This window comes from Streptomyces solitudinis (genome assembly GCF_036323765.1).
In the GTDB taxonomy this organism is placed as follows: Bacteria; Actinomycetota; Actinomycetes; order Streptomycetales; family Streptomycetaceae; genus Streptomyces.
The window spans coordinates 716890-732001 of the sequence record NZ_JAZDCW010000002.1 but is presented as its reverse complement, the minus strand read 5'-3'; the positions used below and the strand labels follow the sequence as shown (position 1 = coordinate 732001).

The following is a 15112-nucleotide window of genomic DNA, read 5'->3' as shown; positions in this document are numbered from 1 at the left end:
TGTCTGGCTCCTCCCCGGCAGCGGCCGGTGGTGCTGGCCCCCGGTTCACGAGGAACGGTGCGCGCGTGATGGCCGAGACCCTGGCCGGTGGGAGGCCCGCGTTCACGGAGTGCCTGCCTCGCCGCGCGGAGTCCGCCAAGACCGCGCGCGGCCTGGTCGACCGTGCGCTGCACCTGTGGGGCCTGGAGGCCCTCACCGACTCCGCGCAGCTCGTCGTGACCGAGCTGGTGGCCAACGCCGTGAACCACGGTCGGCGGGAGACGATCCGGGTGTCCGCCTCGCGGCTGGACCAGGCCGTCGTCCAGGTGTCCGTGGCGGACCTGTCCCGGAAGGTGCCGGCGCTGAGCCTTCGCCCTGTCGCGGACCTGGCGGAGTCCGGCCGCGGCCTGCTCCTCGTCAACGCCCTGTGCCCCCGGTGGGGCGTCGAGCCCCTGCGGTGGGGGAAGCGCGTGTGGGCCGACCTCGACGCCGACGCGGAGGGCTGCGGTGCCTGAGCGGTGGGGGCACGCCTCCAGCACCTCGTCGACCGGACGGTGCCTCCGGGCGAGGACGCCGCGTAGCCGCCCGCCGCCGGACCGGCGCGGTCACCTTCCCCAGGGGCCGCGCCTTCGCGTTCCGGGTGCGGCCGTGTCGGGTGCGAAGGTGCGCCCGGCGAGGCCGGGTCCGGCGGCGGCCCGCGGGCACAGCGGACCAAGCCCGGTGGGGGTGGAAGTGGCCCACGGTCGGGAGGCCGAAGTGGACCAGGCGGGCGGGCCGTTGCCGTCCTAGGGTCGAAGCCATGACGACACAGCACAAGCACGGACCCCGTATGGACTTCTTCGCGCACGCCCCGGCCGTCTACAAGGCCATGGTCGCCCTCGACGCCGCCGCCTCGGACGGCGTGGACCCCACGCTGGCGGAACTGGTCAAGATCAGGGCCTCGCAGCTCAACCACTGCGCGTTCTGCCTGGACATGCACATCCGCGAGGCCCGTGCCAAGGGCGAGTCGGAGGAGCGCGTCTACCTGCTGAGCGCCTGGGAGGAGGCCGGGACGGTCTACACCGACAAGGAGCGGGCGGCGCTCGCGCTGACGGAGGCCGTCACCGTCCTGACCGACGGCTTCGTGCCGGACGAGGTGTACGAGCGGGCCGCCGCGCACTTCACGGAACCGGAGCTGGCACAGCTCATCGCCATGATCTTCACCATCAACGTGTGGAACCGCATCGCCGTCACCACCCGCAAGACGCCGACGCTGGGCCGGTAGGGCCCCGGCCCCGGCCCCGGCCGGGCCGGGCGCACCCCGCCCGGCCCGGGCGCGTCCGGCTCACGCCTGGCGGCTGGCCAGCTCCACGACGGTGATGTCCGGTTCGGCGCCCACCCGCACCGGCGGCCCCCAGGCCCCGGCGCCCCGGCTCACGTACAGCTGGGTGTCGCCGTAGCGCTCCAGCCCGGCGAGCGTGGGGTTGGCCAGCGCCGCCAGGTAGGTGCCCGGCCACATCTGGCCGCCGTGGGTGTGGCCGGAGAGCTGGAGGTCCACGCCGTGCTCCACGGCGTCGTGGATCATCACCGGCTGGTGGGCCAGCAGGACGGAGGCGCGGCCCGGGTCGCGGTCGCCGAGCGCGGCGGCGTAGTCGGGCCCCTCCTCGTAGTCCTCGCCGGCGATGTCGTTGACGCCGGCCAGGTCGAAGCCGGCCAGTTCGGTGCGCTCGTTCTCCAGCGGACGCACGCCCAGCTCGCGGACGAAGTCCACCCACTGGCCGGCGCCGGAGAAGTACTCGTGGTTGCCGGTGACGAAGTACGAGCCGTCCCGCGCCGACAGACCGGCCAGTGGTTCAGCCGCCTCGCCCAGGTGGGTGACGGAGCCGTCCACGAGGTCCCCGACGATGGCGACGGCGTCGGGGTTCGCCCGGTTGATGATGTCCACGATCCGCTGGGTGTGGGACCGGCCCAGTATGGGACCTATGTGGATGTCGCTGACGACGGCGATCCGGTAGCCGTGCGCGGCGCGCGGCAGCTTGGCGAGCGGCACGGTGACGCGCTTCAGCCGCGGCCCGATGCCCAGGACGCTGTACGTGCCGTAGCCGACGGTTCCCGCCGCGACGGCCCCGGCCGTGACGGCGGCCGCCCGGGCGACGAACAGCCGCCGCGACGGACCGCCGGGCCGCTCCGCCGGTTCCGGCCGGTGCTCCGGTTCCGCCCCCGGTTCCGCCCCCGGTCCGGCCCCCGGCCGTGCCGGGTGCGCCGCGTCACCCCCGGAGGCCTGCCCGCCGCCGTCCGGGACCGCCACCAGCTCCGGCTCCGGCTCGCGGTCCCGGGCCTGCTCCTGCTCCCGCTCCGGCGCCCGCCGCGGCACCGTCCTCGCGGCCGCGCGGCGTTCCAGCAGCCGCCGGGCGAGCGGGCGCACCGGCTCCAGCGCGAGGAGCGCCAGCAGCAGGTACACCAGCACCGCGAACCACATGAACCCCGGCCACGCGAGCACCCGGTGCACCGCGAACGGCACCGCGTCGGAGCGGCCGAGCGCCTGCGCCGCGACGGCGGTGACCGGCAGCAGCACGGCCAGCGCCGTACCGGTTCTGCGGTAGGCCCCGCCCGGCGCGGAGACGTCCTTGACCAGCCGCTTCCACAGGTACCAGTGGGCGGTGCCCAGCACCACCAGCACCACCAGCAAGAAGACGAACCTCATCGTGTGCTCCCCCTACCCTCGGTCCTCGCCGCTCCGTGCCCCCGCAGGGCCCGCAGCCCGCGCGCACCGATCACACCGATGGCCGTGCCCAGCACGAACGAGGTGACGGCGAGTGCGAGGTGCACCCAGAAGTAGCCGGTCGGGTCCCCCGCGTCGTCGAACGCGAGCCCGCTGCCGTTCTTCCACAGGTTCCGCACGAACGTGATCCACACGAACCACGACCACGCCCCGAAGGCCAGCAGGAACCAGGACACGGGGCGCGAGAGCTTCATGAAAGTCAAGGATCGGTCAAGCGCCCGCGGGAGTCCAAACCGGGGTACCCGGAACGGGACCGCCGGCCCCGCGCGGGGTGCCCCCCGTCCGGGGCCGCCGGCCGTCCCGGGCGGCGACGTGCGCGTGGGGCGGCTCCCCGGTGTCGCCGGGGAACCGCCCCACGCGTGGGCGTTCGGGGGCCAGGTCAGCCGATGAGGCCGAAACCGCCGGTGGCGATGAAGATGATGCCGAGGATGGTGTCGATCGCGCCCAGCACGATGCCCGCCTTCGCCAGCCCGGACGGCGAGGAGCGGTGCGCGAGGAAACCGAGGATCAGCGCGATCGGTCCCAGCACGATCGGGAAGACGAAGAGGCCGATGATTCCGAGGACGAGGCTCGCGATCGCCATACCGTTGTTCGTGGACTGCGTCGTCCTGGTGCCCGCCATGTCGCACTCTCCTTCAGCCATAAGGTTCCGATAAAGCGTCAGGCCAAGCGGATGCCCCCGAACCGCCCGACCATGCACGCCGATCGGGTGAGGGACGGGCCGGGCCCGGCCTGCGCCCGCGTGCTGCCGAAACCCGCTGGTCCGAACCTGGCGCGGGCGGCACACTGCGCGGATGACCGCACTGAACGCCAGCCGGATCGCCCACACCGGCCACCCCGTCGCCGCCCCCCTCGCGGACGCGTCCGTGGAACGCCTGCTGGAGCGGGCGGTGCCCCGCGGCGCGGGACGCGTGCTGGACCTCGGCTGCGGGCAGGGTGTCTGGCTCCACCGGGCGCTGGCCGCGCACCCGGAGGTCCGCGGCGTGGGCGTGGACCTCGACGCCGACGCCCTGTCGGCCGCCCGCGCGGACGCCGAGCGGCTCGGCGTCGCCGGCCGGCTCACGCTGCACCACGGCCCCGCGCGGGACCACGGCGACCCCGAGCCGTTCGACGTCGTGCTGTGCGTCGGGGCCACGCACGCGTTCGGCGGGCTCCTCCCCACGCTCGCCGCCGTCCGTCCGCGCCTGGCGCCCGGCGGCGTGGCGGTCGTGGGCGACGGGTTCTGGGAGCGGCCGCCGGGCCCGGCCGCCCTCGACGCGCTGGGCGCCACCGAGGACGAGTTCGCGGACCTGGCCACCACGGTCGGCCGCGTCACCGGGGACGGCTGGGCGCCGGTGTACGGGCACACCAGCTCGCCCGCGGAGTGGGACGCCTACGAGTGGTCCTGGACGGGTTCCCTGACCCGCTGGGCGCTGGAGAACCCCGGCCACCCGCACAGCGCGGAGGCGCTGCGGCGCGCCACCGCGCACCGCGACGGCTGGCTGGCGGGCTACCGGGGCACGCTCGGCTTCGTCACGCTCGTCCTGCGCCCGGTGCCGTCCTGACGCCCGGCGGGCACCGGGCGGGCACCGGGGTGCCGGGGCGGCGCGGCGCGGCCGGGGAACGGCGCGGGCCCCGCACGCCGGGCGGCGTGCGGGGCCCGCGGAGCGCGTGGCGGCCCGGCTCAGTAGCGCCGGGTGATCAGCGCGCGCTTGACCTCCTGGATGGCCTTGGTGACCTCGATGCCGCGCGGACAGGCGTCCGTGCAGTTGAACGTCGTGCGGCAGCGCCACACGCCGTCGCGGTCGTTCAGGATCTCCAGCCGCTGCTCGCCCGCGTCGTCGCGCGAGTCGAAGATGAAGCGGTGCGCGTTGACGATCGCCGCCGGGCCGAAGTACTGCCCGTCGTTCCAGTAGACCGGGCACGAGGACGTGCACGCGGCGCACAGGATGCACTTGGTGGTGTCGTCGAACCGCTCGCGGTCCTCGGCCGACTGCCGCCGCTCGCGCGTCGGCTCGTTGCCCTGCGCCACCAGGAAGGGCATCACGTCCCGGTACGCCTGGAAGAACGGCTCCATGTCGACCACCAGGTCCTTGAGGACGGTGAGGCCCTTGATGGCCTCCACGGTGATCGGCTTCTCCGGGTTGATGTCCTTGATCAGCGTCTTGCACGCCAGCCGGTTGCGCCCGTTGATCCGCATGGCGTCCGAACCGCAGATGCCGTGCGCGCAGGAGCGGCGGAACGTCAGCGTCCCGTCCAGCTCCCACTTGATCTTGTGGAGGGCGTCCAGGACGCGCTCCTTGGGGTCGATCTCGATCGTGAAGTCCTCCCAGGTGGCGTCGGTGGCCACCTCGGGATTGAACCGGCGGATGCGGAACGTCGCCGTGATGTTCGGCGCGACCGCCGGGGACGACGCGTCGCTCTTCTCCAGGGTCGTGGTGCTCATCAGTACTTACGCTCCATCGGCTGGTAGCGGGTCGTCACGACCGGCTTGTAGTCCAGCCGGATCGACTCGGCGCCGTCGGCGCCGACCTCGCGGTACGCCATCGTGTGGCGCATGAAGTTGACGTCGTCGCGGTTGGGGTAGTCCTCGCGGTAGTGCCCGCCGCGGGACTCCTTGCGGGCGAGCGCGGAGACCGCGGTGACCTCGGCCAGCTCCAGCAGGTTGCCCAGCTCGACGGCCTCCAGCAGGTCGGTGTTGAACCGCTTGCCCTTGTCCTGGACGGTGATGTTCAGGTAGCGCTTGCGCAGCGAGCCGATCTCCTCGACGGCCTCCTTGAGCGTCTGCTCCGTGCGGAACACCATGACGTTCTTGTCCATGGTGTCCTGGAGCGCCTTGCGGATCTCGGTGACCCGCTCGCTGCCGCTGGAGCTGCGCAGCCGCTCGATCTGCTCGACCACCAGCGACTCCGGGGCCTCCGGCAGCTCGACGTGGTCGGCCGTGGCGGCGTACTCGGCGGCGGCGATGCCCGCGCGGCGGCCGAACACGTTGATGTCCAGCAGCGAGTTGGTGCCGAGCCGGTTCGCGCCGTGCACGGACACGCAGGCCACCTCGCCCGCGGCGTACAGGCCGGGCACGACGGTGGTGTTGTCGGCCAGCACCTCGCCCTGGACGTTCGTCGGGATGCCGCCCATGGCGTAGTGCGCGGTCGGCTGGATCGGGATCGGGTCCGTGTAGGGCTCGATGCCCAGGTACGTCCGCGCGAACTCGGTGATGTCCGGCAGCTTGGCGTCCAGCTGCTCCGGCGGCAGGTGCGTGAGGTCGAGGAAGACGTGGTCGCCCTCCGGGCCGCAGCCCCGGCCCTCGCGGATCTCGGTGTAGATCGAGCGCGAGACGACGTCGCGGGAGGCGAGGTCCTTCATGACGGGCGCGTACTTCTCCATGAAGCGCTCGCCGTCCTTGTTGCGCAGGATGCCGCCCTCGCCGCGCGCGCCCTCGGTGAGCAGGATGCCCATACGCCAGATGCCGGTCGGGTGGAACTGGAAGAACTCCATGTCCTCCAGCGGCAGGCCGCGCCGGAACGCGGCGGCCTGGCCGTCACCGGTCAGCGTGTGCGCGTTGGAGGAGACCTTGAAGAACTTGCCGTTGCCGCCGGAGGCGAAGATGACGGCCTTGGCCTGGAAGACGTGGATCTCGCCGGTGGCCAGGTCGTAGGCGACGACCCCCGCGGTGCGCCTGACGCCGTCGACCTCGCTGAGCAGCAGGTCCAGGACGTAGAACTCGTTGTAGAACTCCACGCCCTCCTTGACGCAGTTCTGGTACAGCGTCTGGAGGATCATGTGGCCGGTGCGGTCGGCGGCGTAGCAGGACCGGCGCACCGGCGCCTCGCCGTGGTTGCGGCTGTGGCCGCCGAAGCGGCGCTGGTCGATGGTGCCGTCCGGGGTGCGGTTGAACGGCAGGCCCATCTTCTCCAGGTCGAGGACGGCGTCGATGGCCTCCTTCGCCAGGATCTCGGCGGCGTCCTGGTCGACCAGGTAGTCACCGCCCTTGACCGTGTCGAAGGTGTGCCACTCCCAGTTGTCCTCCTCCACGTTCGCCAGGGCCGCGGCCATGCCGCCCTGGGCGGCGCCGGTGTGCGAACGGGTCGGGTACAGCTTGGTGAGGACGGCGGTGCGGCAGCGCTTCGTCGACTCGATGGCCGCCCGCATGCCCGCGCCGCCGGCGCCGACGATGACGGTGTCGTACTTGTGGATCTTCATGAGCTCGGTACCTCAGCCCTCAGCGGATGTTCGGGTCGAAGGTGAAGATCACCAGCGTGCCCAGGAGGACGGTGAACACCGTCGCGGTGTACAGCAGCCACTTCAGCCAGAACCGGGTCTTGGCCCGTTCGGCGTAGTCGTTGATGATCGTGCGCAGGCCGTTCGCCCCGTGCAGCATGGCGAGCCACAGCATGAGCAGGTCCCACGTCATCCAGAACGGGGACGCCCAGCGCCCGGCGACGAAGGCGAAGCCGATCTTGGTGACGCCGCCGTCCAGGACGAGCTGGATCAGCAGGTGGCCGATGACCAGGGCGACCAGCACGATGCCGGACACCCGCATGAAGACCCAGCCATACAGCTCGAAGTTGCCGGTGGTCACCTTCGGCGTGCGCCCGGTGCGGGCGCGCGGCGGCTCGATGACGGGGGCCGGGTTCTCCACGGAGGGCGTGTTGGAGTCGGAGTCAAGGGTGACGGACATCGCGCATCAGCTCCCGAACTGCTCGTAGATCGCGTGCGAGAGGATCGGCCAGAAGGCGCCGGCCATCAGCACGGCCCAGATCCCCACGACCGTCCACAGCATGTGCTTCTGGTAGCGGGCGCCCTTGGACCAGAAGTCCACGGCGACGACCCGCAGGCCGTTGAGTGCGTGGAACAGGACGGCGGCGACGAGGCCGTACTCCATCAGGGCCACGAGGGGCGTCTTGTACACCGCGATGGTCTCGTCGTAGGCCTCGGGGGAGACCCGCACGAGAGCGGTGTCGAGGACATGCACGAACAGGAAGAAGAAGATGAGGACGCCGGTGACTCGGTGAGCCACCCAGGACCACATGCCTTCCCGGCCGCGGTACAGCGTTCCAGCCGGCACGGAAATACCCTCCGGGAGCGGGGAAAGGGCCTGCCGGCTTCAGTGTCGGTCGGCCCGGCCGGGTACGGTCCACCGGCCGCCGCCATGGTAGCGACGCCGTGTCGGTCCGCCCGCGTGGGGGGCATAGATGTGATCAATCAGGCACGGACGGACTACGGCGGGTCAGTCCGGAACCGGCCACCAGGGCGCGCAGCCGGGCCAGTGCCAGACGGCGCAGTTCCTCGGCGGCGACGGCCCGCTCCTCCTCCGGGCGGTGCGCCAGCCGGAATCGGATCGCCTCCAGTACCGCGTCCAGCCGTTCGGCGGGCGGCAGGGCGTCCAGGCAGATGACGAAGGCGTACCCGAAGCGGCTCTCGTACGCGGCGTGCGCCGCCCGCAGTGCCGTGTGCGCGGCCAGCGCCCCCGGCCCCTCGGTGAGCGGATGGTGTGCGGACTCGGCCGCCAGCGCCTCGGAGACGTCGGTGTCCGTCAGGTCGTAGCCCGCCTCCTCGGCCGCCGCCAACAGCGTGTCAGCGTCCGGGTACGGACGGTGCCCGGCCAGGAGCCGCGCCCAGCGCTCACTGCCGCAGCAGGTGAGCAGGGCGGCCGCGGCGTCCTCGGCCGGAGCGTCGTTGAGCCGGCCGAGTGGCGTGCGCGGACCGCGCTGGGCGGACAGGCGCATGAACTCCTCGGAACGAAAAAGGCGGGCCGGGCGGTCGGACCCCCGGCCCCTCCACCGTAACGGGAGGGGACGGACATCCCCCGACGGATACGTGTTTGTCACCCGTAAGGGACGCTCGCGGGCCGCCCGGGGTTGCCCCGGCACCGCGACGGGCCGCCCGGGCCGGACGCGGGGCCCGCTTCCCGGGCCGGCGCGGAGGAGGGTTCAGGAGGGCGCGGACGGGGCGCGACGGCCCCGCCGCGCCCCGTCCGCGCCCTCCGGTCCGACAGGAGAGCGGCGCCGGGTGCGCTTACAGTGCCAGCATGGCCGGAAAGCGAGCGGTACAGCGCGGCGGGCGGCACGCCGGGCGGCGGTCCGACGCCCGGCGGCGCGCCCGGCGGCACGCGGTCCTGGGCGGCGCGGCCCTGGCGTTCTGCGCGGCGACGGTGGTCACCGCGACCCAGCTCACCGGGGGCGGCGACCCGGACACCGGCGGGCCGTCCGGCGTCACGGCCGGGGAGCAGCCGCCCGCGGCCTCCGCGCAGGAGGGTCCGCGCAGCCCCTCGCCCTCGCCCCGGGCCCGGCCCGCGCCCGAGCCGCGGGTGATACCCGCGGTACGCGCGTGGGAACCCGGGCGCGGCCCCGGCTGGGAACCGGGCGAGGACTCCCGCGTCGTCGCCGACCCGGCGGGCCCCCTCGCCGACGAGGCCCGGCGGCTCGCCGGGGAACTGGGCATCGACGCCTCCGGCGGCCCGGCCCGCGCCGGTGACGTGGAGCTGGCCGTCGATCCTGGCGCGGACGGCGGGCGCGAGGCGTACACGCTCACCACCGGCGACGGCCGGGTGCGCATCACCGGCAGCGCGGAGGCGGGCGTCTTCTACGGCACCCGCACCCTCCTCCAGACGGTGCGCGACCGGGGCTACGTCTCCGAGGGCGAGGTACGCGACCGGCCCGACCGTCCGCAGCGCGGCCTGCTCATCGACACGGCCCGCAAGCACTTCCCGGCCGACTGGATCGAGGACCGCGTCCGCGAGATGGCGGACCTCAAGCTCAACCAGCTCCACCTGCACTTCGCCGACGACCAGGGCTTCCGCATCGAGAGCGACTCCCACCCCGAGATCGTCTCCGAGCAGCACCTGACAAAGGACGAGGTGCGCGGCATCATCGACCTCGCCCGCTCCCTGCACGTGACCGTCGTCCCGGAGATCGACTCGCCCGGCCACCTCGGTGCCGTCCTCAAGGCCCATCCGGACCTCCAGCTCCGCGACGCCGGCGGCGACCCGGTGCGCGGTGCCATCGACATCACCGACCCGCGCGCCGCCGGCCTCGTGGACGAGCTCCTGGACGAGTTCGCCCCCCTCTTCCCCGGCCGCTACTTCCACCTCGGCGGCGACGAGTACGCGCCGCTGCTGCGCGCGGACCCGGCCGCCTCCTTCCCCGCCCTCCAGCGCGCGGCAGTCCGGGCCCACGGCCCGCAGGCACGCATCGAGGACCTGGCGACCGCCTGGCTCAACGACCGGGCCGCCACCGTCACCGGGCACGGCAAGACGCCGCAGGTGTGGAACGACGGCATGCACGCGGACGGTGCCGTGGAACCCAGCGGGAACCGGCAGGTCACCTACTGGACGGGACGGGAGATCGGAGCCCGCGAACCGGTGTCGTACCTGGAGGAGGGCTGGGACCTGCTCAACCTCAACAGCCGGTACCTCTACTACGTCCTCGGGGAGCCGAACGAGTTCACCTACCCGACGGGCGAGGCCATCTACGAGGAGTGGACCCCCGACGTGCTGCGCGGCAGCGAACCCGTCCCCGCGCGGTACGCGAACGCCGACCGCATACCCGGCGGCCGGTTCGCCGTCTGGTGCGACCTGTCCGGCGCGCAGAGCACCGCCGAGGTGGCCGAGGGCATCCGGCTCCCGCTCGCGGCGACCGCCCAGAAGCTGTGGGACCCGGCCGAACCGGAGCTGAGCTGGTCCCGGTTCACCGAGCTGGCCGACCGCGTGGACTGACCGGCGGGACGGGGCGGCGCCGGGCGGGGCGGTTCCGCCCCGGCCGTGCCGTGCGCCGGACCGGCCTCGCTGCGGGACGTGAGCGCCCACAGGCCCAGGGCGACGCCGACGACCAGCGCGACGACGCCGAAGTACAGCCAGTTCGGACGCGGCTCCCCGGCGTCCGGCAGCGGCGTCGGCGGCTCGTCGTCGTCCTGCGTCATGTGCGGCGCCTCCTGCGGTGCACGGGTCTTCGGGGCCGGGGAGGGAAGAGGTGCGTGGCGGCTGTCCCCGGTGCGCGCTCCTCGGCGGGCACGCCCCGGGGTCCGGGCCGCGCCGGTCAGGGCGCGGTGGCGGGACGGCGGCCATGGAGGAGGAGGTAGAGGGTGTGGAGCGATTCCGGCGGACCGGCCTCGAAACGGTTGACGGCCTTGCCGACGGGGTTCCAGACGCGGGCGTCGGGCATCCGGATGCCGACCGGCTGGGCGAACAGGCGCTGGTGCTGGGAGCTGAGGTCGACCCACTGCGCGCCCGTGCGGCGCACCAGGACCTCGCCCGCGTAGGCGCCCAGGTCGAATAACGTGCCGCGCACCCGGTCCGGGGCCGGACTGCCGCGGCGGAGCCCGTCGATGATGTGGTCGACGACCTTGAGGCTGTCGACGGTGTAGTCCAGCGGGACGCGGCCCCGGTCGGTGAGGCGGGTGACGAAGGCGGCCACGTGGGGCCGCATGTGGCGTGCGGTGGGTCTGCTGTCGGCCGTCTGCGTGCGCATGGTGCTCTCCGTTCACGGGTGAGGGGTGTGAGGGAGCGGTGTGGACGGACGGCCGTGACGGCCGCCCGTCTACGGAGCGACGACCGGGCGCGGAACTTCACGCCCTTCGGGTGTGATCTGGGTCACTCTGCGGAGTGCGGGGCCGCGGCGGGGGGCGCCTGCGGCGCCCGCCGTTCCGCGGCGGGCGGTCCGTCCGGGCGGGCCGCCGGCTCCGAGCCGTTCCGGGGCCGGTCCGCGGCGGGCTGCCCGCCGCCCCGGCCCGGTCCGCCCGGTGCGCCCGGTCCGCCCGGTCCGCCGGGGGTGCCGGGGGTGCCGGACGGGGGACGCTGGGCGGCGGGCGGGGAATGGGGGGCGGCGGGCGGTGAGGGCTGCCCGGCGTGGGGCGGGGGCTGCGCGGCGGTGGGGGAGGGGTGCGCCGCGGCGGGCGGCGCGGCGGCGCCGCAGTGGGCGGCGACCGCTTCGGGTCCGCCCGCCGCCCGGAGCAGCGGTGCGAACGCGGGGGTGTGCACGAGGTCCGCACGCTGGTGCGCGGGCTGCTGGAGGTAGGTCCGGCACAGGTCCGCCACCGCCCCGGAGCCGGCCGGAGCGGGGCCGGCGGACGCCGGGGCGCGGCCGGGGCTGTCCGCCGGGGCCGGGGAGGCGGGGGAGCCGGAGGGCGCCGGGCCGGTCGGTGCGGCCGGTGCCGGGACGCCGGGAGCGGGCCGGGTGGTAACCCCCGGCGCGGCGGACGGCGGTGCGGTGGCGGACGGCTGCCCGGGCGCGGCGGCCCGGGGGACGAAGGGCAGGCCGCCGGTGGCCGCCGCCGCGCCGCCGCCCAGCAGGGCGACCGCGGCGAGCCCGAACCCGGCCGTGCGGCCCCACCGCCGCCGGCGTCCCGGCCGCGCGGGAGCGGCGGCCCCCGGAGCCGCGGGGGCGGCCGCGCCGGGCGTGCCCGCCGCCGCGCGGGCGGCGCGGAAGGCGGCCACGGCGGCCTCCTCCCCGGCCGTCTCCTCCGGGGTGGCGGGCGCCGTCGCGGCCTCCAGCGCGGCGGGGAGGCGGGGGTGGCCGGGCGCGTCCGGGCCGTCGTCGTCACGCATCGGCCGCGTCACCTCCGTACCGGCGGGCCAGCGTCTTCAGTCCGCGGGAGAGGGCCATCGCCACCGCTCCGGGCCGTTTGCCGAGGATGTCGGCCGCGCTCCTGGCGTCGAGCCCGAGGACCACTCGCAGTATGACGGCTTCGGCCTGCGGCTTCGGCAGGGTGCCGATCACGTCGAGGGCCGCGCGGGTGGAGAGCCGGGTGCCGACGATCTCCGCCGCGTCCCGGGCGGCCTCGCCCGCGGGTATCCGCGGTTCGGGTAACTGCTGGGGCGGCGCGGCGATCTCCGTGACCCGCCGTCCGCGGTGCCGGAGCAGGTCGCGCGCCCGGTTGCGGGTGACGGCCAGGGCGAAGCGGCGGAAGGCGGCACCGTCCCCGTCGAACCGCAGGAGGTCGCGGGAGAGGTGGAGCCAGGTCTCGGCCACCACGTCCTCCGCGTCCTGGCCGACGATCACGCGGGCGTAGCGCAGGAGGTCCGGATTCACCTGGCGGTAGACGGCCCGGAACGCTTCCTCGTCTCCCCGCTGAGCGCGCAGGACGAGGGAGGTGAGCACCCCCGAACGGGTGTTCGCTGCCTCTGCCACGCGTCGATCCTCGCACGTGCCGCCGTCTACGGAACTGGCTTACCACGGAGTTGGTGGGGGCGGGGTAGACCTGGGCCGGAACGCGAGGACGGCCGAGGTCGCCACCCCCCACAGGAGAGACCCCGGCCGTCTTCGTTCACGGACTGCGCAGGCAGGTCCGTACTCCACTCAGCGCCGGGGGGCCTCGATGTGTTACTCCGGATGCCAGGAGGTTGGGCGCGTGCAAGTACAGCTGCAAGTACAGATGCAATTTCACCTACTCACCGGTCCGGCATGGACGAGGGTGCGCCGGAGGGCTTAGCGTGCTGCTTCGCGTCGACATTGGTCGAAGCTTGAACATCCTTGAAGCGATGGCACGCCCGGCCAGGGGTGTGGCCGGGACCGACACTCTCAACACGACGCAGTGGGGCAGGACAGCGTGCAGGGGGACGACGCGGAGCTGACCGCCGCGGTTTACGCGGCACAGGAGGGTGACGAGTGCGCCTTCCGCTTGGTGTACCGCGCCGTGCAGCCTCGGCTGCTCGGCTACGTCAGGACGCTCGTCCCCGAGGCGGACGCCGAGGACGTCGCCTCCGAGGCGTGGCTCCAGATAGCCCGGGACCTGAACCGGTTCGAGGGCGACGCCGACAAGTTCCGCGGCTGGACGGCCCGGATCGCCCGGAACCGGGCCCTGGACCACATCCGGGCCCGTGGCAGGCGTCCCGCCACGGGTGCGGACGAGAGCGAGCTGACCGGCATGCCGGACGGCGCCGACACGGCCGACGAGGCCCTGGAGTCGCTGGGAACGGGGCGCACGATGGCGCTCATCTCCCAGCTCCCGCGTGATCAGGCGGAGGCCGTCGTGCTGCGCGTGGTCGTCGGCCTCGACGCCAAGAGCGCCGCGCAGGTGCTCGGCAAGCGGGCGGGTGCCGTCCGTACCGCCTCCCACCGGGGACTGCGTAAGCTGGCGGAGCTGCTCGACGGGGCTGATGAGGTCGATGGGGTGGATGGAACCATTCCACATCAACCGGTGAACCAATCCCGCAGTGTGACGGAAAGGGCGGCGCGAACGCTGAGGGAAACGTGATGGCCGACGACGACCGGTACAGATGGCTGGACGAGGAGGCTGCGGAGCGGCTGCTGCGCGGGCAGCGGCCCGACACCCCCGGAGCGCGGGAAGCCGGACGCCTCGCCGACGCGCTCGGCGCGCTGGCGCCGTCCGCGCACGCCCCGGACGGGCGGCTGGCGGGTGAGGACGCCGCGCTGGCGGCCTTCCGCGCGGCCCGGAGCAGTCCCCCGGAACCGTACGCCGAAAGACTGGACGACCCGCACCCCGGTGCGGGTCGCCGCGTGTTGCGCATGTCCGGCCGTCCGCTGAGAGCCGGACTCGCGGTCGCCCTCGCGGGCTGCGCGCTCGGCGGGGTCGCGGTGGCCGCCACCACCGGGGCCCTCTCCAAGCCGTTCGGCACGGGCGGCGACCGGCAGCCCCTGCCGGGCACCACCGCGCCCCTCGTCCCGGCGGACGGGGGAGAGGCCGCCGGGACGCGGGCGAGCGGCGGCGTGCCCGGGTCCCCGGGCACCGGCGACGGAAGCACCGGAGACGGAAGCACCGACGGCACCGGCCGTACCGACGGCCGCGGCTCCGGTGAGAGCGGCGTCGGTGAGGGCGGCGGCCGGGAGGCCGCGGGTGTCGGCCGGAGCGAGGACGTCCGGCCGCGGCCGGACGCCTGGAACGAGCCCGGCCGGTTCCCGCCGCTCCCGCCGCCGCTGAAGGAGGCGGACCGGCCCGTGGTGGTGGCGCTCTGCCAGAAGCACGCGGACCGGAACATCGCGTCGGCCGAGCGTGTGGAGCTGGTTTCCGCCGCGGGTGGCGCCGCGAAGGTGGAACGATTCTGCAAGGAGCACGGCAACCCGGAACCGCCCGCGGTCCCCGGCCCCGTCCTGCCCAGCACCCCGGGAGACCCGGACGACGGGCTGGAAGGCGGCGACGGGCTGGAAGGTGGCGACGAGCTGGAAGGCGGTGACGGGCTGGAAGGCGGTGACGAGCTGGAAGGCGGTGACGAGCTGGAAGGTGGCGACGGGCTGGAAGGCGGGGACGGGCTGGAAGGCGGGGACGAGCTGGAGGGCGGTGACGAGCTGGACGGTGGAGAGTCACCCGCGCCGGCCCCGACGCCGTCGCCCGAGCCGGAGCCGTCCGCCGAGCCGACTCCCGGGCCCTCCGCCACCCCGGTCGTCACACCCGCCCCAAGTGCCTCACCGGCCACCTCCGCCTCGCCGGAGTAACGTTTTT

General features: G+C 74.2%; 17 protein-coding genes. 6 read left to right on the top strand and 11 right to left on the bottom strand.

Annotated features, from left to right (window positions below; all coding sequences use genetic code 11):
* The first annotated feature begins 68 nt into the window (after positions 1-68).
* Together V1J52_RS06980 and V1J52_RS06975 are read left to right on the top strand one after the other, a co-directional pair.
* Complete coding sequence (locus V1J52_RS06980; protein ID WP_330138711.1) at positions 69-494, top strand: ATP-binding protein; 426 nt, start codon at positions 69-71, stop codon at positions 492-494.
* A gap of 284 nt (positions 495-778) precedes the next feature.
* Positions 779-1243 (top strand): carboxymuconolactone decarboxylase family protein, encoded by a 465-nt coding sequence (locus V1J52_RS06975; RefSeq protein WP_330138710.1) that lies wholly within the window; start codon positions 779-781, stop codon positions 1241-1243.
* A 60-nt stretch (positions 1244-1303) separates the two neighbouring features.
* On the opposite strand, the gene V1J52_RS06970 is transcribed toward V1J52_RS06975, so the two are convergent.
* The 3 genes from V1J52_RS06970 to V1J52_RS06960 all read right to left on the bottom strand — a co-directional run bounded on the left by V1J52_RS06970 (position 1304) and on the right by V1J52_RS06960 (position 3362).
* A complete protein-coding gene (locus V1J52_RS06970) occupies positions 1304-2662 on the bottom strand; it encodes a metallophosphoesterase (RefSeq protein ID WP_330138709.1) in 1359 nt (452 codons plus the stop codon).
* On the bottom strand, positions 2659-2934 hold the full coding sequence (locus tag V1J52_RS06965; RefSeq protein WP_330138708.1) for an SCO4848 family membrane protein: 276 nt from the start codon (positions 2932-2934) through the stop codon (positions 2659-2661). Before V1J52_RS06965 ends, V1J52_RS06970 begins: the two co-directional genes overlap by 4 nt.
* 185 nt (positions 2935-3119) lie before the next feature.
* Entirely contained in the window at positions 3120-3362 is a 243-nt protein-coding gene (locus V1J52_RS06960) for a DUF4190 domain-containing protein (RefSeq protein ID WP_330138707.1), read from the bottom strand.
* Positions 3363-3534: 172 nt separating this feature from the next.
* On the opposite strand from V1J52_RS06960, the gene V1J52_RS06955 reads away from it, so the two are divergent.
* The gene (locus V1J52_RS06955) at positions 3535-4284 is read left to right on the top strand and encodes an SAM-dependent methyltransferase (RefSeq protein WP_330138706.1); all 750 of its coding nucleotides are present in this window, start codon (positions 3535-3537) and stop codon (positions 4282-4284) included.
* 119 nt (positions 4285-4403) lie between these two features.
* Here V1J52_RS06955 and V1J52_RS06950 read toward each other — a convergent pair whose 3' ends face one another.
* The 5 genes from V1J52_RS06950 to V1J52_RS06930 all read right to left on the bottom strand — a co-directional run bounded on the left by V1J52_RS06950 (position 4404) and on the right by V1J52_RS06930 (position 8445).
* Positions 4404-5165 (bottom strand): succinate dehydrogenase iron-sulfur subunit, encoded by a 762-nt coding sequence (locus V1J52_RS06950; RefSeq protein ID WP_330138705.1) that lies wholly within the window; start codon positions 5163-5165, stop codon positions 4404-4406.
* Positions 5165-6919 carry a succinate dehydrogenase flavoprotein subunit gene (sdhA, locus tag V1J52_RS06945; RefSeq protein ID WP_330138704.1) on the bottom strand — a complete coding sequence of 585 codons (1755 nt, stop codon included), beginning with the start codon at positions 6917-6919 and terminating at the stop codon, positions 5165-5167. Before sdhA ends, V1J52_RS06950 begins: the two co-directional genes overlap by 1 nt.
* 19 nt (positions 6920-6938) lie before the next feature.
* Positions 6939-7397, bottom strand: coding sequence for a succinate dehydrogenase hydrophobic membrane anchor subunit (locus V1J52_RS06940; protein WP_330138703.1), 459 nt, complete (start codon positions 7395-7397; stop codon positions 6939-6941).
* Positions 7398-7403: 6 nt separating this feature from the next.
* A complete protein-coding gene (gene sdhC / locus V1J52_RS06935; protein WP_330138702.1) occupies positions 7404-7784 on the bottom strand; it encodes a succinate dehydrogenase, cytochrome b556 subunit in 381 nt (126 codons plus the stop codon).
* Positions 7785-7917: 133 nt separating this feature from the next.
* A complete protein-coding gene (locus tag V1J52_RS06930) occupies positions 7918-8445 on the bottom strand; it encodes a 2-oxo-4-hydroxy-4-carboxy-5-ureidoimidazoline decarboxylase (RefSeq protein WP_330138701.1) in 528 nt (175 codons plus the stop codon).
* A gap of 302 nt (positions 8446-8747) precedes the next feature.
* Between V1J52_RS06930 and V1J52_RS06925 the strand changes: the two genes are divergently transcribed.
* The gene (locus V1J52_RS06925) at positions 8748-10433 is read left to right on the top strand and encodes a beta-N-acetylhexosaminidase (protein WP_330138700.1); all 1686 of its coding nucleotides are present in this window, start codon (positions 8748-8750) and stop codon (positions 10431-10433) included.
* 319 nt (positions 10434-10752) lie between these two features.
* Here the strand turns inward: V1J52_RS06925 and V1J52_RS06920 are convergent, their stop codons facing one another.
* The 3 genes from V1J52_RS06920 to V1J52_RS06910 all read right to left on the bottom strand — a co-directional run bounded on the left by V1J52_RS06920 (position 10753) and on the right by V1J52_RS06910 (position 12843).
* Positions 10753-11184 carry a hypothetical protein gene (locus V1J52_RS06920; RefSeq protein WP_330138699.1) on the bottom strand — a complete coding sequence of 144 codons (432 nt, stop codon included), beginning with the start codon at positions 11182-11184 and terminating at the stop codon, positions 10753-10755.
* Between the two features lie 122 nt (positions 11185-11306).
* Positions 11307-12260, bottom strand: coding sequence for a hypothetical protein (locus tag V1J52_RS06915; protein ID WP_330138698.1), 954 nt, complete (start codon positions 12258-12260; stop codon positions 11307-11309).
* Positions 12253-12843 (bottom strand): RNA polymerase sigma factor, encoded by a 591-nt coding sequence (locus V1J52_RS06910; protein ID WP_330138697.1) that lies wholly within the window; start codon positions 12841-12843, stop codon positions 12253-12255. Before V1J52_RS06910 ends, V1J52_RS06915 begins: the two co-directional genes overlap by 8 nt.
* Before the next feature lie 418 nt (positions 12844-13261).
* Between V1J52_RS06910 and V1J52_RS06905 the strand changes: the two genes are divergently transcribed.
* Together V1J52_RS06905 and V1J52_RS06900 are read left to right on the top strand one after the other, a co-directional pair.
* Positions 13262-13909 (top strand): RNA polymerase sigma factor, encoded by a 648-nt coding sequence (locus V1J52_RS06905; protein WP_330138861.1) that lies wholly within the window; start codon positions 13262-13264, stop codon positions 13907-13909.
* Positions 13909-15105 (top strand): hypothetical protein, encoded by a 1197-nt coding sequence (locus V1J52_RS06900; protein ID WP_330138696.1) that lies wholly within the window; start codon positions 13909-13911, stop codon positions 15103-15105. Before V1J52_RS06905 ends, V1J52_RS06900 begins: the two co-directional genes overlap by 1 nt.
* Positions 15106-15112 lie beyond the last annotated feature (7 nt).

Excerpts from the sequence above, each read along its gene's own strand:
- sdhA (WP_330138704.1), bottom strand. The coding sequence starts at position 6,919 with ATGAAGATCCACAAGTACGACACCGTCATCGTCGGCGCCGGCGGCGCG.
- V1J52_RS06925 (WP_330138700.1), top strand. The coding sequence starts at position 8,748 with ATGGCCGGAAAGCGAGCGGTACAGCGCGGCGGGCGGCACGCCGGGCGG.
- V1J52_RS06940 (WP_330138703.1), bottom strand. The coding sequence starts at position 7,397 with ATGTCCGTCACCCTTGACTCCGACTCCAACACGCCCTCCGTGGAGAAC.
- V1J52_RS06980 (WP_330138711.1), top strand. The coding sequence starts at position 69 with ATGGCCGAGACCCTGGCCGGTGGGAGGCCCGCGTTCACGGAGTGCCTG.
- V1J52_RS06965 (WP_330138708.1), bottom strand. The coding sequence starts at position 2,934 with ATGAAGCTCTCGCGCCCCGTGTCCTGGTTCCTGCTGGCCTTCGGGGCG.
- V1J52_RS06955 (WP_330138706.1), top strand. The coding sequence starts at position 3,535 with ATGACCGCACTGAACGCCAGCCGGATCGCCCACACCGGCCACCCCGTC.
- V1J52_RS06975 (WP_330138710.1), top strand. The coding sequence starts at position 779 with ATGACGACACAGCACAAGCACGGACCCCGTATGGACTTCTTCGCGCAC.
- V1J52_RS06930 (WP_330138701.1), bottom strand. The coding sequence starts at position 8,445 with ATGCGCCTGTCCGCCCAGCGCGGTCCGCGCACGCCACTCGGCCGGCTC.
- V1J52_RS06900 (WP_330138696.1), top strand. The coding sequence starts at position 13,909 with ATGGCCGACGACGACCGGTACAGATGGCTGGACGAGGAGGCTGCGGAG.
- V1J52_RS06950 (WP_330138705.1), bottom strand. The coding sequence starts at position 5,165 with ATGAGCACCACGACCCTGGAGAAGAGCGACGCGTCGTCCCCGGCGGTC.
- V1J52_RS06970 (WP_330138709.1), bottom strand. The coding sequence starts at position 2,662 with ATGAGGTTCGTCTTCTTGCTGGTGGTGCTGGTGGTGCTGGGCACCGCC.
- V1J52_RS06960 (WP_330138707.1), bottom strand. The coding sequence starts at position 3,362 with ATGGCGGGCACCAGGACGACGCAGTCCACGAACAACGGTATGGCGATC.
- V1J52_RS06920 (WP_330138699.1), bottom strand. The coding sequence starts at position 11,184 with ATGCGCACGCAGACGGCCGACAGCAGACCCACCGCACGCCACATGCGG.
- V1J52_RS06915 (WP_330138698.1), bottom strand. The coding sequence starts at position 12,260 with ATGCGTGACGACGACGGCCCGGACGCGCCCGGCCACCCCCGCCTCCCC.